Source organism: Sorangium sp. So ce131 (genome assembly GCF_051519095.1).
Taxonomy (GTDB): Bacteria; Myxococcota_A; Polyangia; order Polyangiales; family Polyangiaceae; genus Sorangium.
The window spans coordinates 3,509,649-3,531,831 of record NZ_CP150455.1; the positions used below are offsets into that span (position 1 = coordinate 3,509,649).

The window sequence follows — 22,183 nt, forward strand, 5'->3', positions numbered from 1 at the left end:
GGCTCAGGCGTGCACCTTCAGGCAGCCGAGCGCGTAGAGCCCCATCCACCCGACCTCCGGGTCCGTGCACGCGCCCTCCCTGAGCTGCGCGATGAAGTCCTCGATCGGCTTCTCGAGCACCTCGATGAACTCGGTCTCGTCGAGCGCCTGCGCCTGCTTCCGCACGCAGTCTACGGCCAGGAACGCGTGCCGCTCGATCGTCGAGTAGGCGCACTCGAGCGGGCGGCCGAGCGGCAGGAGGTCCCGGGCGACGTAGCCTGTCTCCTCGAGCAGCTCGCGCGCGGCGGCCTCCTCCGGCGCCTCTCCCGGCTCGACGCCCCCCGCCGGCAGCTCGTCGAGGATCCGGTCGGGCCCCGGCCGGTACTGGCGCGCCAGGACGACGCGCCGCTCGGGCGTGATCGCGAGGATCGAGACGACACGCCCCTCCTTCTTGAGCGAGAACGTCCGGACCTTCCCGTCCGGAAGCTCGAAGAGGACGTCCTCGATCCTCCGCCACGGCGAGTGCTGGTGCACGCGCCGCTCCAGTGCCTTCCACCGCCCGATCGCCATGGGAGTCGACCTACTACCACGCGGCCTCCTCCCCTGGGCAGGCTGACGCGGCTCACCCGCCGAAGCCGCCGGCCGCCGCCCTCGAGAACGACGCGCCGCCCTGGCTGGCGCGCACCGCCGACTGCGAGAACAGCGCGAACGCCTTGCGGATCTCGGCCGCGTCGCTCCTCGGCGTCAGGATCCAGCGGTCCTCGATGCCCATGTCGCGGAAGACCGCGCGGTAATTGGTGTTCCCGTCGTCGATTCCGATCGCCGCCACGATGTGGGCCTCGGCCCGGCGCATGTCGCGGACGAGCGCGCACACGTCCTTCGCCTTGGCCCACGTGGAGCCCGCGTCGGCCCCGTCGGTGATGAACAGCGTGACCGTGCGCGCGGGCACGCCGCTCAGCGCGAACTCCTGCGCCTTCGCGATCACCGTCCCGAGCAGCACCACGGCCTGGTCGTAGAGCGGCGTGCCGAGCTGGGGATCGTAGTTCTTCGAGGTCATCTTCTCCGCCTGCGCGATCGGGCAATACGGGTACAGCACCGCCCCGTTCAGGTAGCGGTTGTGGGCGAGGAGCGAGTCGCGCTGCTTCGAGTCGGCGAGGGCGGAGACGACGAGGTTGTGCCCGTCCCGCACCGCCTGGGCGTTGCCGGCGAACTTGATGGATCCCGAGTCGTCCGGCATCACCGTCACGAGCACGACCTCCGACGACGCCACGTCGTCCACCTGCACGCCGAAGCCGGCCTGGATCTGGGCGCCCAGGTCGGTGATGTGCAGCGCCTGCATCGCCTCGGCGGAGAGCGCGCCCTCCTCCCGCGCCGCCTCGAAGAGGCCCTCGATATCGATCGCATTCCCATTCTTCGTCCCGCTCTTGGATTCGTTCTTCATGGTGTATCGCTCCTTCATGGCCGGCGTCCGGCCTGTCTCCTCCGGGCTCCGCCCCGCGCCCGCGTCACGCGAGCCAGCGCGCCATCGGGTCCGTGCTCTTCACGAGGTTCATCCCGGCGGCCGCGAAGCGGCTCAGCGCCTTGTCCGCCTCGGCGGTGAAGTCGGCGAGGAAGCCGCCTTTGCCGTCCGGCACGGCGACCGAGGACATGCAGTCGGTCATGACGTAGATCTTCTTCGCGAGCGCGCGATCGGTGAGCGCGATCTCCGTCAGGATGTCCTCGATCGAGCTGCGCACGCAGTGGCTCGCCGCCTGGCCGGCGATGATCACCGCGTCGGCGTGGAGCAGCGTCTTCAGGAACTGGGTGCTGCGCTGCGCGAGCGGCTGGCCGTCGTGCCGCGTGAGCACCTCGGGCTGCATCACCGAGTAGTTCTCGGTGAGGGGGTTACCGCCCTTGACCTCCACCCACGACTGCACCCCGCGCGCGAACGCGTGGAACATCCGCGCCTCGTGCACGACGCCGGCGAGCGCGTGCCCGTCGCTCCCGAGGATGCAGTGCGGCGGCCAGAGGTACAGCCGGTATTTGCCCGCCTTCTCCAGCTCCTCGCAGTAGTAGCGGACCTGCTTCATCAGCCACGGGTAGCTCCCGCCGCACAGCCACCGCGCCACCGCCGGGTTCGGCCGCACCTCGCCCGCGTCGATCTGCGCCGTCGTGATCTCGCGGTGCGCCGAGAGCGGCCGATCCTCGCGATCCACCCAGAAGGCGGGGAAGAAGATCTGGTAAGCGAAGTGCGTGTCCATCGTGACGGTGATGTTCGTGATCGACGCGAGGTTCTTGTAGATGAACTCGGCGATGCGGCGGCTGTCGTCGACCGCGCCCGTGCCGCTCCTGCCGGCGACGTAGAGCGAGCCCTGCGGGAAGCAGAAGTCCTTCTGCACGTCGATGAGCAGGAGGTGCACGTTCCGCGCGTCCGCGGCCGAGGGCTTGAGCCCGTGGGCCTTCTTCCACGCCGCCGCGGCGCCGTGCAGCGCCTCCTCGCCCGGGTGGTATCCCCACCGCTCGGCGTTCTTCGGGTCGTAGAAGGCGGGCAGCGGGAGCTCTGTGGTCTTCATGGTCTCTCTCTCTCCTCTCAATCGGCCCGCGGTCGCGGGCGCTCACACGGTTGACAGCGGTTGATTCACGCGATGCGAAGCAAGGTGATCGTCTGCGCGTCCACGACGAAGAGCCCCTCGGGCCCGACGAAGAGCCGCGACGACTGGCTCACGAACGGCTCGGTGCCGGGGAACTGCCGCGCCTCGACGAGCGCGCCCCCGCGGGCCTCGATACGGACGACGCCGGCGTCGGTCGCCGAGAGCAGGAACCCCGAGGCGGCGCACTTGCCGGTGAGCGCCCCGAGCCAGGAGCCGTCCCCCGCCTCGGCGTCGGCCGCGGCCTCCACGGCGCCGTCCTCGCGCACGACCACGCAGCGGTGGACCGTGCGCCCGGCCTGCTCGGCCACGAGGAAGAGCCAGGCGCGCCCGCGGCCCCGGCGGGGCGGAGATCCGGAGTCCGCGTCGAACACACACGTGGCCCCGGTGAGCTTGCCTCCGGGGAAAGGCAGCTTGACCGTGTCCTTGATCCCCGGCCGCTCGGCGTCGAAGACGAACGCGATCGAGACGTTCCCGGCGCGGTAGAAGCCGAGCCCGAAGCTCGGGCCCACCCAGAAGACCGTCTGTCCCGCGAGCACCTCGCCGAGGGGGACGGCGGCGGCCGCGTCGCCGGGAAGCGCCGCGTCGCCCGGCTTGCCGCTCCGCAGGAGCTGCCCGCCGCGCGCCCAGTAGCGGGCGCGGTCGTTCGCGTCGAAGACGGGCCTCGCGCCCACGCAGTCCACCTGGACGCGCTCCGGCGCCGCCCCCGGCGAGAGCACCACGAGCTCGCCGCCGCGGCCGATCAAGGTCGCCCGCCCGTGCACCGCGAAGCGCATCGCGGGGTGGGGCGCGCCGGCCATCACCACGGACCCGTCTTCCCGCAGGAAGCGCCCGTCCTCGTGCACCAGTACCGCGAGCCCGCCGGCCCCGACCGCCGCCGCGAGGATCACCCCGCGCGTGCTCAGGATCCGCGTCGCGACGACCTCCCCGCGGGCCGCGGCCGACTCCCTCGCCGGGCCGGCGATCGAGCACGCCGCGCTCGCGCACGTCGGGCAGGAGGCCCGCGCGTGCTCCACGCCGCACGCCGGGCACCTCGTCCAGGCGAGCGCCTCGATCAGGCGCTTCGGGAACACCCCGCGCTGGTCCTTCACGAAGATCCGATAGAGCACCTCCAGGAGGTCGTCCGGCAGGACCTGGTACGGGATCGCCGGCTTCGGATACCGCACGTCGCGATCGAACACGGTGATCCGGTGGAGCGGCCTCGCGCATTGCGGCACCCGCGCCGCCGCGGATCGCGGCCGGAAGACGCCGCCGTAGGGGCCGACGCAGAGCAGGCTCTGCATGACCATCACGGCGAACGCGTACCAGTCGGAGCCCTGCGTGTACGGCCTCGCCAGCGTCGGCCGGGGGAGGGAAGGGTCGCAGAGCAGCGGATCGACGAAGCGCTCGGTGAACACCTGGCAGAGGAACGGACCGAACTGGAAGCTGTCGGCGTCGATGACGAACGCCTCGCCGCCGGCGACGAGCACGTTGAGATCGTTGAAGTCGCCGATCACCACCCCGCGCGCGTGGATCCCGTCCACGGTCCGGTGCAGCCGCGCGAGCACCTCCGAGGCCGCGGCCGCCGTGAGCCCGCCCTGGCGCATCGACGGCTCGCCGTACCGGAGCAGCGGCTCCGCGCCGCGCACGAGGCGCATCGCGTAGCCGACGATGCGCTTCTTCGCCTTGTCGGTCGCGAGCTCGACCGGCGCGATCACCTGATCCGGCAGCGCCGGCGGGAACACGCGCAGCTTGTCCTGGTGGCGCTCGATGCGGCCCTCCGCGGCGCGCTGCTCGGCGTCCTGCCCGGCGTAGTCCGGGTGATCGGGCGTCTTCCACACCTTGAGCGCCCTCCCGTCGCCGAGGTCGAAGACGTCCGCCTCTCCGCCTTTGCCGATCGAGGTCCGCGGGTCGAGCCGGACCCGCTTTCCGTTCAAATACACGTCCACCTTCGCCTCCTCCGGGCGTGATCCCGACAGCGATGTCATCCGGCGCTGCCGCGACTCCAGCGCGTCAGCCCCGCTCCGGCGGCGCCCTCCGCGCGGCGACGAGCGTCGTGTCGTCGCGGAGCAGGCCGCCCTCCCGCGCCATCCGCTCTTCCTTCCACACGGGCCGCGCCACCGACCGGTTGATGAGCGCGAGCCGCCTCCTCACCGCGTCCGGGTTGCGGAAATAACGATCGTCCTCCCAGAACCTCGAGAGCGGGCCGACCTCGCCGCCGCCGCCGGGAAGCGCCCGTGACGACGACTCCAGCAGATCGACCGCGCCGTCGGTCCCGAGCAGGGCAGTCCGGAGCGCGCTCGACGGGAAGGCGCGGTGCACGGTGAAGCGCGGCGCCTCGCCGCCGGGCGGCCGATCGAGCAGGCCGTAGCCGAGGTAGGGAGGCTCGTTCCGCGGGAACGGGCCGAGCCGCAGGACCTCCTCGCCGAGCGCGATCAGGCCATCGCCGATCGAGAACACACACGCCGTGTCCCCGGAGACCGCGAGGCCGACCACGGTGAAGAGGAAGTAGGTCGACACGACCTCGGCCAGGCTTTCGCCCATGCCGGCGGCCATCACCCGGAGCGGCGCGAGCGCCCCGCGCCGCACGTCCTCCCAGGTCTCCGTCGACTCGAGATCTCCGCCCCGCCGGAGCGCGGCGAGGACCTGCTCGGCCACGAGCCGCGCGCCGAGCGCCGCGCCCACCTCGCTGCGCGCGCCGCTGCCGCAGCCGTCCGAGACCACCGCGACCAGATGCCGGCCCTCGGCCCGGAACGTATAGGCGTCCTGGTTGGGCCGCCCCGTCGCGAGGTGGTCCGTGCCGGTCGCCGTGCCGCCGGCGAGCTCGAAGCGCAATCCCCCTCCGAGGTCAGCCAGGAAAGCGGCCTCGCACGTCATGATAATCCCTTCTGCGCCCCGCCTCGGGCGCGCCGCGGACGTAACGTCCGAGGAGCGGGCCGGACGGGCCGTGGCGATCCCGACATGGGAGGTCCACGGACGACGCCGGCCGCGGGCGCTCCCACGCGGCGAGCGCCCGGCTGTGTGTTCAAGATACACGAAGCATGGTGTCTAACGGACACTATGTCAACCCCGATCGCTCGCCCGCGTGCGCGGCCGCCCGTGTTGTGGGGAGCGCGCGCGGAGGTGCGAGGCCTACCCCTGAGGAGCGACGCTCGGTCGGACCCCGCTCTGTACAAGCATGAAGCTCGCGCGCGTGGACTCGTTCCGTGCCTCGAAGGTCTGGCCAGGGATCCCGAGAGATTTCAACGCAAAGGCGCAAAGGCGCAAAGACGCAAACCAGAATTTTCTCTGTATTTTTGCGCCTTTGCGCCTTTGCGCCTTTGCGTTGAATCTCTCTTCTCTCGCCGTGGCGGCTTCAGGGCTCGTCGGGGGCGACCCGTGGATCGATGTCTCCGGCGTCGTGCGTGACGGGGCGGGCAGCCCGATCAGGGTGCAATGTCGTCACGCTGGATGCCATCCTGTGACGCGCCGGAGGGGCTCGCCCCGCGCGCCTCAGATCTCGAAGCTGAACCCGTCCTTCTCGAGCCGCTCGTACTTCCGCCGGTCGAACCGGTAGAGCCGCGCCGCGCGGTGGGCCACGTCCTGCTCGACCTCGTCGAGCTCCACGAGCAGCCCGGTGCCGAGCACCTTCTTGCGGAAGTTGCGCTTGTCGAGCGGCCGCTCGAGGATCTTCTCGTAGAGCCGCTGGAGCTGCGACAGCGTGAACTTCGGCGGGAGCAGCTCGAACCCGATCGGCCGATACCGCACCTTGCCCTTGAGCCGCTCCAGCGCCGTCGCGAGGATCTCCTCGTGATCGAACGCGAGCGCCGGCGTGTCGTCCACGGAGAACCACGCGGCCTCCCGGGCGTCGGTCGCCGCCTTCACGCGGTGGTCGCCGAGCTTGACCAGCGCGTAATACGCCACCGAGACGACGCGCTCGCGCGGGTCGCGCCCGACCGCCCCGAAGGTGTAGAGCTGCTCCAGGAACACCCCCGAGAGCCCCGTCTCCTCGGCGAGCTCCCGGCGCGCGGCGTCGTCCAGCGCCTCGTCCACGTGCACGAAGCCGCCCGGGAGCGCCCACCGGCCGCGGAACGGCTCGAGCTCCCGCCGGATGAGCAGCACCTTGAGGTCGTCGTCATCGAGCCCGAAGACGACACAATCCACCGTCAATGCCGGCCGCGGGTACTGGTACGTGAAGGGCATCCGAGCGCTCCGGGGCAACCGAACACGGTAACTTAGTGTATGCTGTACACCATGTCAACCCGGGCGCCCCCGGCGGCGGGTGGGGGGAGCCGCCGCGCCTCGCCGCGGCGCCTACGTCTTCGGCTCGATCTCGAGGTCGGGCAGCCCTTCCAGCTTGGCCTCTACCTCCGGGGCGGACGGCGGGAGGGGGACCTCCTCGCGGCGCGGGACCATGACCTTCAGGGCGCCCGGGAGGCACTCGACCACGAGCGGCGTGGTCCCGGCCTCCTCGCCGTCGATGAGCACGTGCTGGGGCGGATCGGTGGTGACGCGGACCTTCCGGACGGCCAGGAAACCCACGTTGTCCCGCTCGACGGGCTCGCCGTCGATCGCGGTCTTCAAGAGGTGCAATCCGGTCGCGACCGCCTCCACCAGCGTGGTGGCCGACACGATGGTCAGATCGAGCTGGCCGTCCGCGGGCGAGACGACCGCCGGCCCCTGCGCCAGGACCGTGCGCGCGGGCGCCATGTTCGCGATCGTCACGGCGGTGGCCCGGCAATGGATCCGCTGGTCCTCGGTCTCGATCTCGACCTGGAACGGCTCCAGGCTCATCAGCTTCTTGAGCCCGGTGCCGATGTACGCGAGCACGCCCCAGCGCTGCTTGGCGTCCTGCGGCGTCTCGCCGACCGTGTCCGCGTGCAGCCCGAGCGCGGAGAGCAGGACCATGGTCCGCCCGTTCGCGCGGGCGGCGTCCACCTGCACCGGCTCGCCCTGGACGAGCACATCCATGGCCGCGTCGAGCGCGCTCGGGATGCCGAGGGTATGCGCGATCGAGTTCGCGGTGCCGAGCGGCAGGATCCCGAGGCAGGTGTCCGTCCCGAGGAGCGCGGAGGCCACGCTCGAGACGGTCCCGTCGCCGCCCGCCGCGATCACGAGGGAGGCCCCGTCGCGGCGCGCGGCCTCGGCGCACGTCGCGGCGCAGCGGTCCTGCGTCGTCTCGTAGACGCTCAGCGTGAACGCGCCCTGGAGCCGGGCGGGGAGCGACGCGACCGCATCGCCCGCGTGGCCCGCCGCGGGGTTCAGGATCAGCGCAGCCCTTCGTTCGGTCATCGCGTCATCCTAGAGCATGGAGAGCCGGGGCGGGAGGGGGGCGCGGCGACGAGCGCGCCGCCTTCCCGCGAGTTCCCGCGAGGCCGGCGGGTCAGCGGTGGATGATGACGCGCGTCGAAGGGTCTTTGCGCGTGACCTGGACCGCGTGCCACCCCTCGGGCAGGGCGGGCTCGGTCCAGTGAAAGAGCCATTTCGCGTCGATGGGCGAGAGGTTCACGCACCCGCCGCTCTGCCCGTCGCCCCAGCTATTGTGCCAGTACGCCGCGTGCACGAGGTACTTGCTGAAGAAGTGCTGGCTCCAGGGCACCTCGGCCTCGATGAAGTCGTCCTCGTTGACGTGAGGCGTGATGAGCGTCTTCGTCACCCATTTGTTGTTGATGTGGTACTGGCCGAGCGGGGTCGTCGAGGGCGGCACGAACGGCTCGGTGGACACCGGCTTCTCGGCCCCGTTGCGCCCGGCCGAGATGAGCGTCGCGAAGACGGGCCGGTCGTCCTCGTAGGCGATCATCCAGCCCTCGAGGGCCGCGATCTCGAGCCACGTGTTCCTCGGCCCGTCGGTCCGCGCCTCGCGCGCCTCGCCGGCGAGCCGGATGGGGCGGCCCCAGGGGGTGCGCCCCTTCCGGGGCTTGACGACCACGGCGTCGCGCTCCAGCACCCAGCGCCCGTCCTCGCGGGTCTCGAGGTACGTCGACGTGCCGACCCGCTTCGACTTGCCCGTCAGCCCGACCCGATCGAGGCGCTCCCACACGTCGTCCATCTTCGCGAGCTGGCCGTCCTCGGTGAGGCGGTACTTGGGGCGCGGCTTGCGGCGAAAGAACGCGATGGGGAGGCGGACGTCGCCGGTGAGGAGCACGCCCCGGAAGCTGGTGGGCTCATAGGGCTTCACCTTGCTCTTCGGGGCGAACGTCAGATCGGCTGTCCAGAGCCACGTTTGCCCGCCGGCCTCGACCTCCTTCGTCCAGGCGACGGACGACCGCGGGCGGACGTCGACGTGGCGGAGATCGTGGATCCCCTCGGGCCAGGACGGCGCGTCGATGCCTTCCACCTGGAAGAGGCGCTTCAGGCCCAGCGACTCTCCGTAGCGGTACGGCAGCGGCTCATCGACGAGCGGGGCGTGGGCGAGCAGCGTTTTGAGCATCGGGTCGCCCGCGTCCAGGGTGGCGCGCTCGCCGTCGACACAGACGTACCCGCGCGGCTCGACGGCGTAGAACGCGGGGCAGTCGCGGCCGCCGCTGCGGGCGGGCTCGGCGCTCTTCAACCGCACCGAGCCGCCGATGGAGAGCGCGCCGATCCACGAGGCGCTCTCCCGCGGCGCCGACCGGATCCACACGTTGCGCCCCTTCGAGTACACGCGGGTCGCTCCCCCGGGCGCCGCTGCGGTCGCCGTCGCCGGGACCGCGGCGGACGGGCTCGTCGCTGCCTGGGCCTCGGCCGCCGGCGAGGACTCCGGAACGATGGCCGGCGCGCCCGCGTCCTGGGAGCCCGCCGGGCGCTCGTCGGAGGGCTCCGCGACCGCGACCCCCGCGCTCGCGGACGGGTCGGCGCCGCGGCGGGTGTCGTCCCGCGCCGGCGTGCACGCGAGCCACAGGACACCGAAGGCGGCGGTACAGAAGCGGCCGGACATAGGCGGGAGCACGGTAGCACGTCCACCCTGTTTGGCGGAATGACCTGCGGCGCTCGACCGAGGCGCTCGCGCCGCGGCGGCGACACCGCGATCTCGCTCGCGCCCCGGATCCAGGCGCGGCACCCTGGGTGTGACATGGAGAAGGCAAGATCGGGCGCCGGGGAGGCGTCGCCCGTTGCAAGCAGGAGCGCGGCGCCGGCCGAGGGGTCGGCGCGCTCTCCCTGGCGCCGCGGCGCGGACCGCCTCCTTTCCGCGCTGGTGTGGCTCACCCTCGCCGCGGTCGCCGCCGCGTGGGGGCTGCTCGTGTTCTTTTCGGATCGGTGGTGGCCGGCGACGCTGCTGCTCTTCGGGCCCCGCTGGGTGCTCGTCGCGCCGGTGCTCGCCCTCGGCTCGCTCGCGCTCGGGCTCCGCCGCCGCCTGCTCCTTCCGCTCGCGGCGGCGGCGGCGATCGTCTTCGGCCCGATCATGGGGCTGCAGCTGCCGAACCCGCTCCGGTCGGAGGCCGAGGGCCCGCGCGTCCGGGTGCTCACCCAGAACCTCGGCCGGGTGAAGCTCGCCTCGGACCCCGTGAGGGCGTTGCTCGCCGAGCTCAGCCCCGACGTCGCCGCGTTCCAGGAGTGCTCTCCTCCCGCAGATCGTGTGTCGCCGATCGACGGCTACACGCTGCACGTCGATTACAACACCTGCCTGCTCACGCGGTACCCGATCCGCAAGGTCGACGCCCGCGATCGCAAGGATGTCTGGCAGAAGGACGGCTCCGGGGCGATCACCCTCTACGAGCTCGAGAGCCCCCACGGCGTGTTCTCCCTCCTCAACGTCCACCTGGATACGGTGCGCGACGGGCTGGAGGCGATCGCCGTGAAGCGGCTCGGCGGCGTGCCCGATCTCGAGGCGAACACCGCCGCCCGCCGCTGGGAGTCGGAGCTCGCGAGGGAGTGGGCGAGGCGCGCCGCCGGGCCGCTCCTGATCGCCGGGGACTTCAACTTGCCGGTGGAGAGCGGCATCTACCGCGATCTCTGGTCGGGCTTCACCAATGCGTTCTCCGCCGCCGGCCTCGGTTACGGCTTCACGAAGAAGACGAGGCTGATCAGCGTCCGGATCGACCACATCCTCCTCGGCGAGGGCTGGGACGCCGAGCGCGCCTGGACGGCGCGATCCATAGGGAGCGATCACCACGGGATGGTCGCCGATCTGCGGTGGACCGGCGCGCCGGCGGCCCGCTAGCTCCGTGTCTCACAAGTTTGGCCAGGGATCCCGAGAGATTTAAACGCAAAGGCGCAAAGGCGCAAAGGCGCAAACCAGAATTTTTTTTCTCTGTATTTTTGCGCCTTTGCGCCTTTGCGCCTTTGCGTTGAATCTCTCTTCTCTCGCAGTGATCCCTGCCAAGACTCCTGACAGGCCGAACTAGCCTACCGCGACCTGCGCCGGCATGGGCTCCGGCGTGCCTACGCCAGGAGCTCCGGGCTATTGCAGCGTCACGGTGTAGGAACCATTGGGTCGGATGCCGAGCATCTGGATGACCCGGACGACGTACTCGCCAGGTTGCTCGAAGAGCGACGACACGTCATTATCACCTTCCATAAGATATGCCTCGAGGGGGAGCTCTTCGGCCGGCGCGTCGCGCCGGATCACTTCGACGCGGCCAGTGTCCGTATCCCGCATCACGACGTGGAGGTTGGTCGACGCGCCTGCGCTCACCAGGAACCAATCCTCGTCTTCTCCCTTCGCCGGCTCCCACTTGCCCTCGACGGCCTCGCCGGCCTCCAGCGTGGTCGCCGTCTCCAGGGACGCCCCGTGATCGTCCGCGTAGAGGGAGATGTACCGATCGATCTCTTCGGGGCGCGGGAGCAGCGGCGACGAGACCATCTGTTCCCCCAGCGAAGCTCGGAGGTAGTATGTGCCCGTCTGGCTCGGCTTGAACGAGACCACCCGGTCCGAGGCCGATGCCACGAGGTTCTGCTGGGCGTCGAAGAGCTCGAGAGGCACGCGGCCACCGAGGGAGTAAAGCGAGCTCGCCTGGAGATCGACGGCGAACATGTCCACATCGCCGGGCGGCTCGATGCGCGCGCTCCATTCGCCGGGATCGACCACGCTGGCCGAATCGGGGCGATCGCCGTGGTCGTCCTCTACGTGGCACAGGGGCCGCGACGCGTCGTCCGTGTGACCCTCGCACTCGCGGAAATCCCGGAGGAGACCCAGGTAAAGCGAGAGCCAGCGGGAGAAGACCTCATGGTTCTCCTCGTTCATGTTCGACTGATCGACGGCGCCTTGCATCTGGTCGGCGCGAGCCAGCATCACCTCGATCTGGTCGAACAGCGTGGGGCTCTGGTTGCGCCGCAGCCAGTCCGCGAACGCGTCTCGGTTCTGTTCGAGCGTGCGCCCCTCGTTGGCCACGTAATCCGGCCGGGACACGCCGACCAGGTCGAAGTCGTAGGGAGCGTGAAATATCGCCTTGCGCTCGGGGTCGACCAGTTTGACCAGGTTCTTCCCTTCGATCCCGTCGTATTGAATCACGAAGTCGTGCAGCAGGTTGAGCAGCACTTGACCAGCCTGGTCCACCTTGAGCTGCGAGGTATCGACATCGACCTCGGACAGATCCTCCTCTTCCACCATGCCGCAGCGCTCGGCCATCTCGTCCTCGGGCTCGCGCACGAACGCGAAGTGCGTCTCCTCCTTGCCGGTCGGCGTGTCGTGGTAGGTGAGCCGTACGAGCCGCGTCTTGAGCGAGGGCACCTGCAGCTGATCGAGCACTTGATAAACAGTGTCCTCCATCAGCACGCGCTGTTCGTAGGTCTCGATAGAATCCGCCTTGAGCGTGGGTGACAAGCCTTCCCTGTCTCCGCAATGCGTGACGAACTTCACTGACTTGCCGAGGTGCGCGAAGATGTTATCTTTCTGCTTTTCCCCGAATTTGATCGAGAACGGGCGAAAGCCGCAAGTGAAGCGCGAAGCGCCCCGGGCGATGATGTTCGCGGTGATCGGCGCCGCGCCGCTCTGGTCGCTCAGCTCGATCACGGCCTGCGAGCCCGATTCCTCTTTTGTGGGTGCGCTGTTCAGCTTCGTAAAATCGGCAGAGATCCGCATGTTCAACACGTCGCGGCTCTCGAACATGGGCGACTTTGAAGCGTGGCAGGTGAACGCCTGCCAGTCCGGCGACGTGTCGGCGGGCGTGTCGTCGCCATTGTCGGCGGGCGTGTCATCGCCATTGTCGACGGGCGCCTCATTGACATCGGGATCCAGAATGGATTGCTTCGGGCTGTTGGACGGCTCACTGGAGCATGCCCCGCTCAAAGCGAGTCCAGGCAGGAGCAGGGTCGCGAGGGTAATCAAGCGTGCTTGTTTCATGGGGCATTCAACCATTGCAAGTGGGTGGTGCCGCGAGCGGAAACATCTCCGCTGCGGATGAAATCTTCGGAACACAACGAACGACAATGCTTGCGTTCAAGTGCAACTACATCGTCGATGGCCGCACACCGGGATTGATGCCGCCAGGGGGCGCGAGCCTTCAGATTATTTGCCGTGGCGGCCTCGATTCGCTCGCCTGACAACTGGAGGGGGTATCGTTGCGGAGTTTTCGATCCGTCGAAGCGCAACACTTGCTATCGTACTAAACTTCGGACGCGTTGACGGCAGCCACACGTCTTAGCCGCTCGACCGCGCTTCCCCGCCCGACGGGAATGCGATGAGGCCGTCCGGGGCGGTCTCGCCGAAGCAACGCTCGAAGGTCGCCGCGGCTTCGGGTGCCGCCTTCGCTCCACGAACAAACATCTCTTCTTCGTATTCGGCGAGCGCGGCTTCGAGGTCGTTCGGGTGCGCGGCGATGGCCTTGCCGAGCTCGGCGCCGCGTGAGCGCGTAGAGCGCGCCCCCGCCGACGAGCTTGGCGCTGGCGGAATGCCGCGCGTCGGCGTCGAGCAGGTACGTCTCGATGTAGGCGGTGCCGACGTAGTCGGGCTTCACGTCGGAGAGGAGCGGCCGAACCTTCGACGGACGCTAATTGACGGGGCCCGCAGAGAGACGCCCGCGCCGTTCAGCTTGAGAGCGAGCCCACCCTAGAGCGACAAACGGGTTGAACCAGCCTGAAACGAGCAGAATTCGAAGCGCCAAGGACGCCAAGGCGCCAAGGCGCCAAGGACGCCAAGAAGAAGAGAATATCTTGGCGTCCTTGGCGCCTTGGCGTCCTTGGCGCTTGATTTCTCGCTCGATGCAACGTGATCGGTGCCCTAGGGCAGATTGGCAGAAGAGACCTGCCAGGATCTGTCGGTGCAGAAGCGGCAGCTCGCGCCGACGAGCATGCCCTTGCCGGTGGCCGATTCGTCGCCCTTGAGCCACCAGTTGAGCCACGCCAGGTTGACCTGAGTGAACTCGCCGCCGTTCCGGGCCCACAGATCGCCCCCGTGGTCCGCGCCGACCTTGGCGAACATCATGACCGGGATATCATCCCGGGCGGCGATGTACTCGAAGTCCCTCGCGCCGTTCGCGTACGCGCCCGCGCTGTCCGCGGTGCCGGTGACGATCAATACGGGGGTGTGAATCGAGTCGTAGAAGGCCTGATTCGGGGAGAACGTGCCGCTGCTCGTGTGTCCCCAGGTCGTCATCCTGGGATCTGCGGCGGTCCCCGCCGCCATCAAGCCGCCGCAGGAGAAGCCGTTCGAGGCGACCTTCGTGGTCTCGATCTTCCGGTAGTAGGCGCTGCAAGGCTTCGCGTTCTCAGCGATCGCCCAGCCGACGTAGGCGAGCAGCACGTCGCCTCCGCTCCCGAGATCGCGGTTGGGCTGCGTGTTTTCCGGTGTCCCGTCCGCCACCACGAAGTAGCCATGCGAGGCGATCTCGACCATGGCCGCTTCATTCGCGAGCCCATCTCGCGAACATCCGCCCTGGCCCCAGACGAAGATCGGATACTTGGCGTCCCCACCGAGATCCGCCGGACGAAAGATGGTGCCTTGGTTGATGCCCGGCTCTGAGTTCGTCTCGACGACCACCTGATGAGGGCCGCTCCCCGACCGGGGTCGACCGACCGATTCTGACGCGGTGCACGTGCCGGTGAAGCCGCCGCCGTCGCCCGAGCCTCCGTTCCCGCCCGACGTCTCCCCGCCGCCGGCAGGCGCCCCGCCCGAGCCGGAGGGCTCGGACCCTCCGGTGTTTTGTGAGCCGCTTGAGCCCGCAGGCAGAGCCCCTCCGGTGGAGCCCGCCTGCTCGCCGCCCGAGCCGCTCACGCTCGCTCCGGCGTCCGCCGGGGCTCCGCCGCCTCCACCAAGGTTGCCGTCGTCATTCGAGCCGCTGCAAGCGCCGACGATCATGCCAAGCGCGGCCCAGGTGAAAGCCCGAATCAAGTCATTTTTCATAGCGACACCGTGTTACCTCGAGTGAGGAAAGAAATATCTGAGCTTGCCATCCTCCCGTGGTGCTGACGGGGCACATGTACACGGGTCTTCAGGCGCCCCACGGCCCCCGGCGGCGCGCCGTCGATCGCCAAGTGATCGCCGAAGCAAAAGGATGCCCACAACGAGAGTGTGAACGTTCACATTCCGGATGTCAATTCCAATCGGCCGGCCTGCGGCTGTCCTCGATCCCGAGGGAGGACGAGGCTGGCGGGTCTCCGGGTCGCATGACGGGATAATGTACTTTGGCCAGGGCTCCGTGGGCTTGCAGGGCGTCGTGGTGCCCGAGGGCTTCACCGTGGACCTCGCCAAACACCCCCACGCGCACGACGTGCCGGGCCAGGACGTCACGCTCACCGGCGATACCGTATGGGCGCGCGACCCACGCCTGCCCTTCCCCTACTATGCCGAAACCGGACCCTTCCAGCCCTATCTGGCGCGTGACCAAGCGGTGAGGGAGGGCAATATGGTGGATGGAGTCGACGTGGCCGATCCCGAGGGCGCCGAACCCGCGGCGATCGAAGGCCCCTACCTCTTGAATCTCCACGGCGAGACCTGGGACGTGCACCTCGACGCCATGGGCGCCTTCGCCATCGCCGAGCAACTGGGTCTCGCCCTCGCCCATCACGAGCTGCGCGACCTCGCCTTCGCTGTGGAGGCCGAGAAGTCCACCGACCAGCTCATCCTCAAGGAGCTGATGCTGGAGATGGCGGCGGTCTCCATCCTCTACGGCGAGCAGGTCTGAGGCGTGGCCGCGCTGCGCCGGGGACTGCTCGTCGTCCGCCCGGCTGCAAAATTCCACTCCTGTGGTTCCTTCGGGATGTCTCACCAAAAAAGGCGAGTGGACGTCTCAGAGTGGTGACCGAAAGCCAGCACCTCATCCCACATACCCGTCGAGTTCTGGAAGCGGCGATCTCGGACGTTCCGCAGCGGCGGCTCAGCGGCCCCTCGGCAGCGGAGTGATCCGCGACCAGCTCACGTACGCCACGTCCGGCAGCGCCGGCGTCGGCGTTCGTCTACTTTTTGATTGGCTTGAAAGGCGAGCACTACAATGAGAGACATTGCGTACGGGACCATGGCGCTGGTCGTGGCGGGAGCCCTGAGTGCGTGCAGCGGGTCCGAGTCGGGCGATGACGGTGCCGGCGGCGCTCCGAACGCGGGCGGCGCGTCGGGGTCGACGTCCAGCGGCGCGTCGGGGCCGGCGTCCAGCGGCGCGTCGGGGCCGACGTCCAGCGGCGCGTCGGGGCCGACGTCCAGCGGCGCGTCCGGCGGTGGAACATCCGGCACCGGCGGCACGAGCAGCCCAGGCGAGTCCATCTGCGGGGTGACGCCGGCCGCCGCGACTGGCCACGTCACGCTGGAGAACCTGTGCCGCGGCGTCGTGGCCGTGCGCGCGGGCGAAGGCAACTTCATCAGCTGGCGGCTCATGGGCTACGAGGATCCCGAGATCGGGTTCAACGTCTACCGCGACGGCACCAAGGTGAACGACGCTCCCATCACCGACTCGACCAACTACTTCGACCGGGGGGCCCCCGGAGACGCGAAGTACACCGTCCGCGCCGTGATCGACGGCGCCGAGCAGGGCGACTCGGCCAACACGCGTGACGGGGACCCGGGCACACCCACGTGGGAGCGAAACTACCTGACCATCCCGCTCGAGACGCCCGACAATTACAAGGCCGGCGACGCCTCTCCCGGCGATCTCGACGGCGACGGCGACTACGAGCTCGTGGTCAAAGAGCAGAACAACCCGCGCGATCCGTCGCAAGACGGCCGCACCGGCCAGCCCAAGCTCGCGGCCTACGACACCGACGGCACCTTCTTGTGGCGCATCGACCTGGGCATCAACATCCGCGAGAGCGAGCACACCACGCCCTTCGTCGTGTACGATCTGGACGGCGATGGTCGCGCCGAGATCGCCGTCAAGACCGCGCCCGGCACACGCGACGGGAAGGGAGCGTTCCTGCACACCGGTCCCGCCGCCGACGATGACGACGCGCGAGACTACCGCAACGGGGCGGGCAAGATCTTGAGCGGGCCGGAGTACCTCACGGTCTTCAGCGGCGTCGACGGCGCGGAGCTCGCGACCATCGAGTACCACGCCCTCATCACGAGCGGCAGCTTCGGCGACAACAACGGGAACCGCTCGGATCGCTACAACGCCACGCTGGCGTTCCTCGACGACTCGGGCCGACCGAGCGTCGTCATGCAGCGGGGCTACTACGCCCGAACGACGTTCGGGGCGTACAATTACCGCGACGGCCGGCTGAGCCTGGTGTGGCGCTTCGATTCGTCCGCGATCGGCAACGGCGCCTTCGCCGGCAAGGGCGTTCACAGCGTCATGGCGGCGGATACGGACGGCGACCTGAGGCAGGAGATCATCCCTGGCGCCGCGACGATAGGCCCCGACGGCAAGGGCAAGTGCGCCGTCGACTTCTACGGACACGGCGACGCGATCCACGTCGCGGACCTGGTCCCCTCACGCCCCGGGCTCGAGGTGTTTCAGCCGACCGAAGCGGACGGCGTGCCCGCGTACTTCCTTCGAGACGCGGAGACCTGCGAGATCCTCTGGCGCGGCCCGAACAGCGACGGCGAGGGACCGGGGCGCGGCGCTGCCGACGACATCTCTCCCGATAACCCCGGAGGTGAGGCCTGGACCAACACCGCAGGCCTGTTCAATGCGGAGAGCGGTCGCAACATCGGCTCCCGTCCCCGCCAGGTGAACTTCCTGATCTGGTGGGACGGCGACGAGAGCCGCGAGCTGCTCGACGGCAACACCGTCACGAACTTCGACGGCGAAGGTCGGGGCTTCACCGCGAGCGGCTGCACCTCGATCAACGGCAGCAAATCGGTGCCGACGCTCAGCGCGGATCTGTTCGGCGACTGGCGCGAGGAGGTCGTGTTCCTTTGCGGCGACAGCCTGCGCATCTACACCACCGACCAGATCACCGAGCGCCGCATCTACACGCTGATGCACGATCCGCAGTACCGCGCGAACGTGTCGGCGCAGAACGCGACCTACAACCAGCCGCCGCACACCAGCTTCCACATCGGCGACGGCATGAGGGAGCCCCCCAGACCCGACATCACGGTGCGGTGATGCGGGCGTGCCGTCGCGCGGCCGGAGCGCTGCCGTCAGCGGCTTCGCTCCGCCGCGCGACGGGCTGGGCGCACGGGTATGAACGACCTCGCTCTCCTGCGCTGTCCTACATGGTCGCCATTCAACTGTGAGCCATCGCGCGTCCGGCGAGCGAACGGATTGGATCCGATCGCCGGACGACGTACGCTCGTTCGATCGTGGCAGCGCTCGAACCGCGTCAGAGCGACATTTGGATCAGAGGCCATGACGAAGAAACGCCGGACGATCGCCCTGTTGATGGACTACATGCGCGGCGAGTACCAATCCGCCGTGCGGATCGGCGTCGAGCGCGCCGCGGAGGCGCACGACGTCAACCTCATCTTCGCCGTCGGGGAGATACTCCCCGGCGACGCCTCCTCCGCGGCCGTCCGGAACAGCATCTATCGCCTCGTCGGCGCCGAGGCGGTCGACGGCATCATGGTCGCCTCGGGGACGCTCTGCAACTACCTCGGCGTCGAGGAGCTGCAGCGCTTCTGCCGGGACTTCGCGCCCGTTCCCCTCTGCAGCATCGGGCTCGTGCTGGAGGGCATCCCCAGCATCGTCGTCGACAACGGCCTCGGGATCGAGATGACAGCCGGGCACCTGATCGACGACCACGCGCGCCGGCGCATCGCGCACGTCGGCGGCTCGCCGAGCAACGGGGAGGCGCGGATCCGCGCCGAGGCGTACCGGAGGGCGCTCGCCGCGCGCGGGATACCCTATGACGAGCGCCTCGTCGCGTTCGGCGAGTTCACGATCGACACCGGGCGCCGCGCGATGCGCGAGATCCTCGAGCGCGGGGTCGACTTCGACGCCGTCGTCGCGGCGAACGACAACATGGCGCTCGGGGCGATCGAGATGCTCAAGTCACAGGGCATCGGCGTCCCGAAGGACATCCTCGTGTGCGGCTTCGACGACGTCGGCGTGGCGCGTTACACGAAGCCGTCGCTGACGACGGTGCGCCAGCCGATCAAGCGGCTCGGGGCGATCGCGGTCGAGACGGTGCTGCGGATGCTCGACGGCGAGGAGGTCCCGGAGCTCAACCTGCAGCAGATCGAGCTCACGCGGCGCGAGTCGTGCGGCTGCGCGTTCCGGCCCGTCGTCGTGCGTCCGCTCACGACGCCGCCGCCGCGCGGCGCGCCGCCGTCGCTCGGCGGTGGGCGCGACGAGCTGGAGCGCGCGCTCGAGCAGGCCGTGGGCATCCCGGCCGCCGCCTTCGGGGGCTGGCCCGCCGAGCTCCTCTCGGCGCTCGAGGAGGAGCTCGAGGGACACGAGGGCCGCTTCGTGCAGGCGCTGGAGCACCTCCTCGACATGGCGGCGCGCGAAGGCGTGTTCCTCGACCTGTTCCAGAGCGTGATCACGCTCCTCCGCGCGCGGCTCCGCCGTCCGTCCGGGGATCCGGCCGCGGCCGCGACCAACGAGACGCTCGAGCGGCTCTGGCACGCTTGCCGCGTCCTCATCGGGAGCGCGTCGGTACGCGCCGAGGGGCGCCAGCGCCTCCAGGTCGAGGTCACCTCGATCAACCTGAGCTGGAGCGGCCGGTGGTTCTCGACGTGCCTGAGCCTGCCGCTCGTCAAGCGCATGCTGGCCTCGGAGATGTCGAGGCTGCACTTCACGCACGCCGCCGTCTCGCTCTACGAGGACGCCGAGCGGACCACCCTGACGCCGCTCTTCCTGATGCAGGACGGCCGCGAGGTGGAGCCTCCCTCCGAGGGCTTCCCGGTCCAGAAGCTCGCCCCGCCCGGGTTCCTGGACACGAGCGAGCGCAGGAGCGTCGTCATGATGCCGCTCATGCTGGGCGACACCGAGCATTTCGGCATCATCGCGGTCGACAGCGGCGCGAACGAGATGGTCTACGGCTCGATCTGCCTCCAGCTCAGCTCTGCGGTGAAGACGGTGGGGCTCCACCGGGAGGTGGTGCGGCAGGTGGCGCTGCGCGAGCGGCTGGAGCAGGAGCGGGGGCGGGAGGAGAGCCTCGTCGCGGCGCGGATCCAGACGACGCTGGTGCCTGAGGGGCGCGAGCAGCTGGAGATCGAGGGGCTCGAGATCAGCGCGGCGATGACGCCGGCCACCGAGGTCGGCGGCGACTACTACGACGTCATCCCCACGCCCGAGGGCGGGTGGCTCGGGATCGGCGACGTCGCGGGGCACGGGCTCGCCGCCGGGCTCGTGATGCTGATGATCCAGAGCATGGTATCGGCGCTGACGAGCAGCGACCCGGGCGCCAGCCCGAGCAAGCACATCGCCGCGCTCAACAAGGCGATCTACAAGAACGTGCGCGGTCGCCTGAAGCGGGACGAGCACGCGACGCTGCTGCTCTTGCGGTACGAGCGGAGCGGCCGCGTGACGTTCGCGGGGGCGCACGACGACATCATCGTGTGCTCGGCGCGCACGCGGCGCTGCGTGTGCATCCCGAGCACCGGGATCTGGATGGGCGTGTTCCCCGCGATCGACGCGATGACGCGGGACTCCGAGTTCTTCCTGGAGGACGGGGACGTCCTCGTGCTCTACAGCGACGGGGTGACCGAGGCCCGCAACGACCACCGCGAGCAGTTCGGGCTGGAGCGGCTCTGCGCCGCGATCGAGGCCGCGCAGTCCGCGCCCGTCGAGGTGATCCGCGACCGGATCCTCGGCGAGGTCGAGGGCTGGTGCTCGAGCCCCGACGACGACATCACCGTCGTCGTGGCGAGGTACCGCGCGCCCCGGTAGCCGCCCGGGGATGCGCCGGGCGGCGTTCTTCGAGGCGCGCTGGCCCTCCTGGTCAGAAGTACTCGACGAGGCTCTCCTTCGTGAACGGCTTCAGCTCTGAAGCGCGTCCGGTCTCGATCTTCTCCACCCAGGCCGGGTCGGTGAGGAGCGGTCGCCCGACGGCGACGAGATCGAACTCTCCGCGCTCGAAGCGGCGCACGAGCTCGCCGATCCCCTGGGGCGCGGAGCTCTCGCCTGAAAAGGCCCCGATGAGATCACCCGACAGCCCGACGGATCCCACGGTGATGGTGGGCTTCCCGGTGATCTTCTTCGCCCATCCCGCGGTGTTCAGATCGGAGCCGGCGAACTCGGGCTCCCAGTAGCGCCGCTGGGAGAGGTGGAACACATCGGCGCCCGCCTCCGCCAGCGGCAGGAGCCACTGCTCCATCTCCTTCGGCGTCTTCGCGATCTTGTCGTCGTAGACTCCGACCTTCCACTGCGAGAGACGGAGGATCACCACCATCTCCGGCCCGACCGCTTCCCGGACCGACCTGAGGATCTCCACGGCGAAGCGGTTCCTCTCGCCGATGGTCTTTCCTCCGTACTCGTCGGTGCGCTGGTTCGTCGCCGCGTCGAAGAACTGATAGATGAGGTACCCGTGGGCGCCGTGAATCTCGATGGCGTCGAAGCCGAGGCGCTTCGCGTCGGCCGCCGCCTTGCCGAAGGCGCGCACGGTGGCCTGCACGTCCTCGCGCGACATGTTCTCCGGGCCTTCGAGCTCCGCGGGCTGTACGTAGGCGTTCGGGTCCGTCTTCGCGAGGCCGACGTGCCACAGCTGAGGAGCTATCTTTCCCCCCTCCCTGTGTACGCCGTCGACGACCCTCTTCCAGCCGTCCAGCGCCCGTTCACCGTAGAAGTGCGGCACGTCGCGGTAGTGGAGCTTGCCCGGCCGTTCCACGACCGTCCCTTCCGACAGGATCAACCCGACGCCGCCGGCGGCGCGACGCGCGTAGTACTCGGCATTCGACTCGTCGGGCGCATTGCCCGGCGAACGCTGGCGCGTCATGGGCGCCATGACGAACCGGTTCTTGAGCGTCAGCCCCTTCAGCTCAAAGGGCTGGAAGAGCGCGCTGACGTCCTGGTTCTGCTTCGGGTCCTGATCCGTCATCTCTCGATCCCTTTCGGCGCGCCGCCGTCGGCGCGATCCATGATGTAAAGCCAACCAGACGTCCCGTGCTCGACATCCGGCGAGCCACGGGAGAGACCTCGATCTCCTGCGTCACCATCACGGAGGGCTCCGATGCCGCCTGGCGGCCGCAGGGAGGGAGGCGCGTGCTCCTCGACAAGCGGAACGCGGTTGCGCGCCTCGTCGAGGAGCGACGTGGACTCGCCTCTGGACATCGTGGCCACGGCTTACTTGACATCGCGAACGATGCGCAGCAACAGGACATTTTACAAATAATCCCTCTGGGCGGCAGGGTCTTGCGGACCTGAACGCTCCAGGGGGCGGCGCCGTCG

Annotated in this window: 15 protein-coding genes; 4 read left to right on the forward strand and 11 right to left on the reverse strand. The window is 69.3% G+C overall.

Annotated features, from left to right (window positions below; translation table 11 throughout):
• Nucleotides 1-3: 3 nt before the first annotated feature.
• From WMF43_RS13040 to WMF43_RS13075, 8 genes are all read right to left on the reverse strand, one after another.
• Nucleotides 4-549, reverse strand: coding sequence for an NUDIX hydrolase (locus tag WMF43_RS13040; RefSeq protein ID WP_437680250.1), 546 nt, complete (start codon nucleotides 547-549; stop codon nucleotides 4-6).
• A 52-nt stretch (nucleotides 550-601) separates the two neighbouring features.
• Nucleotides 602-1,420: a hypothetical protein gene (locus tag WMF43_RS13045; RefSeq protein ID WP_437680252.1), complete on the reverse strand. Its 819-nt coding sequence runs from the start codon at nucleotides 1,418-1,420 to the stop codon at nucleotides 602-604.
• A gap of 64 nt (nucleotides 1,421-1,484) precedes the next feature.
• The gene (locus tag WMF43_RS13050; protein WP_437680253.1) at nucleotides 1,485-2,531 is read right to left on the reverse strand and encodes a nicotinamidase; all 1,047 of its coding nucleotides are present in this window, start codon (nucleotides 2,529-2,531) and stop codon (nucleotides 1,485-1,487) included.
• 65 nt (nucleotides 2,532-2,596) lie between these two features.
• The gene (locus WMF43_RS13055; protein WP_437680255.1) at nucleotides 2,597-4,534 is read right to left on the reverse strand and encodes a hypothetical protein; all 1,938 of its coding nucleotides are present in this window, start codon (nucleotides 4,532-4,534) and stop codon (nucleotides 2,597-2,599) included.
• 64 nt (nucleotides 4,535-4,598) lie between these two features.
• Nucleotides 4,599-5,462 carry a protein phosphatase 2C domain-containing protein gene (locus tag WMF43_RS13060; RefSeq protein WP_437680257.1) on the reverse strand — a complete coding sequence of 288 codons (864 nt, stop codon included), beginning with the start codon at nucleotides 5,460-5,462 and terminating at the stop codon, nucleotides 4,599-4,601.
• Nucleotides 5,463-6,077: 615 nt separating this feature from the next.
• A complete protein-coding gene (locus WMF43_RS13065) occupies nucleotides 6,078-6,767 on the reverse strand; it encodes an NUDIX hydrolase (RefSeq protein WP_437680258.1) in 690 nt (229 codons plus the stop codon).
• A gap of 111 nt (nucleotides 6,768-6,878) precedes the next feature.
• Nucleotides 6,879-7,856, reverse strand: a complete 978-nt coding sequence (locus WMF43_RS13070) for a YegS/Rv2252/BmrU family lipid kinase (RefSeq protein ID WP_437680260.1) — start codon at nucleotides 7,854-7,856, stop codon at nucleotides 6,879-6,881.
• Nucleotides 7,857-7,947: 91 nt separating this feature from the next.
• A complete protein-coding gene (locus WMF43_RS13075) occupies nucleotides 7,948-9,492 on the reverse strand; it encodes a L,D-transpeptidase (protein WP_437680262.1) in 1,545 nt (514 codons plus the stop codon).
• A 123-nt stretch (nucleotides 9,493-9,615) separates the two neighbouring features.
• Between WMF43_RS13075 and WMF43_RS13080 the strand changes: the two genes are divergently transcribed.
• Nucleotides 9,616-10,704, forward strand: coding sequence for an endonuclease/exonuclease/phosphatase family protein (locus WMF43_RS13080; RefSeq protein ID WP_437680264.1), 1,089 nt, complete (start codon nucleotides 9,616-9,618; stop codon nucleotides 10,702-10,704).
• A gap of 240 nt (nucleotides 10,705-10,944) precedes the next feature.
• Here WMF43_RS13080 and WMF43_RS13085 read toward each other — a convergent pair whose 3' ends face one another.
• Together WMF43_RS13085 and WMF43_RS13090 are read right to left on the reverse strand one after the other, a co-directional pair.
• Nucleotides 10,945-12,825, reverse strand: a complete 1,881-nt coding sequence (locus WMF43_RS13085; RefSeq protein ID WP_437680266.1) for a hypothetical protein — start codon at nucleotides 12,823-12,825, stop codon at nucleotides 10,945-10,947.
• Between the two features lie 876 nt (nucleotides 12,826-13,701).
• Nucleotides 13,702-14,823 carry a poly(ethylene terephthalate) hydrolase family protein gene (locus tag WMF43_RS13090; RefSeq protein WP_437680268.1) on the reverse strand — a complete coding sequence of 374 codons (1,122 nt, stop codon included), beginning with the start codon at nucleotides 14,821-14,823 and terminating at the stop codon, nucleotides 13,702-13,704.
• 274 nt (nucleotides 14,824-15,097) lie between these two features.
• On the opposite strand from WMF43_RS13090, the gene WMF43_RS13095 reads away from it, so the two are divergent.
• From WMF43_RS13095 to WMF43_RS13105, 3 genes are all read left to right on the forward strand, one after another.
• Nucleotides 15,098-15,604 (forward strand): hypothetical protein, encoded by a 507-nt coding sequence (locus WMF43_RS13095; protein ID WP_437680270.1) that lies wholly within the window; start codon nucleotides 15,098-15,100, stop codon nucleotides 15,602-15,604.
• A gap of 306 nt (nucleotides 15,605-15,910) precedes the next feature.
• Nucleotides 15,911-17,959, forward strand: coding sequence for a rhamnogalacturonan lyase (locus tag WMF43_RS13100; RefSeq protein ID WP_437680272.1), 2,049 nt, complete (start codon nucleotides 15,911-15,913; stop codon nucleotides 17,957-17,959).
• 243 nt (nucleotides 17,960-18,202) lie between these two features.
• Nucleotides 18,203-20,686: a SpoIIE family protein phosphatase gene (locus WMF43_RS13105; RefSeq protein ID WP_437680274.1), complete on the forward strand. Its 2,484-nt coding sequence runs from the start codon at nucleotides 18,203-18,205 to the stop codon at nucleotides 20,684-20,686.
• A gap of 52 nt (nucleotides 20,687-20,738) precedes the next feature.
• Here WMF43_RS13105 and WMF43_RS13110 read toward each other — a convergent pair whose 3' ends face one another.
• Entirely contained in the window at nucleotides 20,739-21,833 is a 1,095-nt protein-coding gene (locus tag WMF43_RS13110) for an NADH:flavin oxidoreductase (protein ID WP_437680276.1), read from the reverse strand.
• Nucleotides 21,834-22,183 lie beyond the last annotated feature (350 nt).

Coding starts and splice junctions, on each gene's coding strand:
- WMF43_RS13040 (WP_437680250.1), bottom strand. CDS start 549: ATGGCGATCGGGCGGTGGAAGGCACTGGAGCGGCGCGTGCACCAGCAC.
- WMF43_RS13045 (WP_437680252.1), bottom strand. CDS start 1,420: ATGAAGAACGAATCCAAGAGCGGGACGAAGAATGGGAATGCGATCGAT.
- WMF43_RS13050 (WP_437680253.1), bottom strand. CDS start 2,531: ATGAAGACCACAGAGCTCCCGCTGCCCGCCTTCTACGACCCGAAGAAC.
- WMF43_RS13060 (WP_437680257.1), bottom strand. CDS start 5,462: ATGACGTGCGAGGCCGCTTTCCTGGCTGACCTCGGAGGGGGATTGCGC.
- WMF43_RS13065 (WP_437680258.1), bottom strand. CDS start 6,767: ATGCCCTTCACGTACCAGTACCCGCGGCCGGCATTGACGGTGGATTGT.
- WMF43_RS13070 (WP_437680260.1), bottom strand. CDS start 7,856: ATGACCGAACGAAGGGCTGCGCTGATCCTGAACCCCGCGGCGGGCCAC.
- WMF43_RS13080 (WP_437680264.1), top strand. CDS start 9,616: ATGGAGAAGGCAAGATCGGGCGCCGGGGAGGCGTCGCCCGTTGCAAGC.
- WMF43_RS13085 (WP_437680266.1), bottom strand. CDS start 12,825: ATGAAACAAGCACGCTTGATTACCCTCGCGACCCTGCTCCTGCCTGGA.
- WMF43_RS13090 (WP_437680268.1), bottom strand. CDS start 14,823: ATGAAAAATGACTTGATTCGGGCTTTCACCTGGGCCGCGCTTGGCATG.
- WMF43_RS13095 (WP_437680270.1), top strand. CDS start 15,098: ATGTACTTTGGCCAGGGCTCCGTGGGCTTGCAGGGCGTCGTGGTGCCC.
- WMF43_RS13100 (WP_437680272.1), top strand. CDS start 15,911: ATGAGAGACATTGCGTACGGGACCATGGCGCTGGTCGTGGCGGGAGCC.
- WMF43_RS13105 (WP_437680274.1), top strand. CDS start 18,203: ATGACGAAGAAACGCCGGACGATCGCCCTGTTGATGGACTACATGCGC.
- WMF43_RS13110 (WP_437680276.1), bottom strand. CDS start 21,833: ATGACGGATCAGGACCCGAAGCAGAACCAGGACGTCAGCGCGCTCTTC.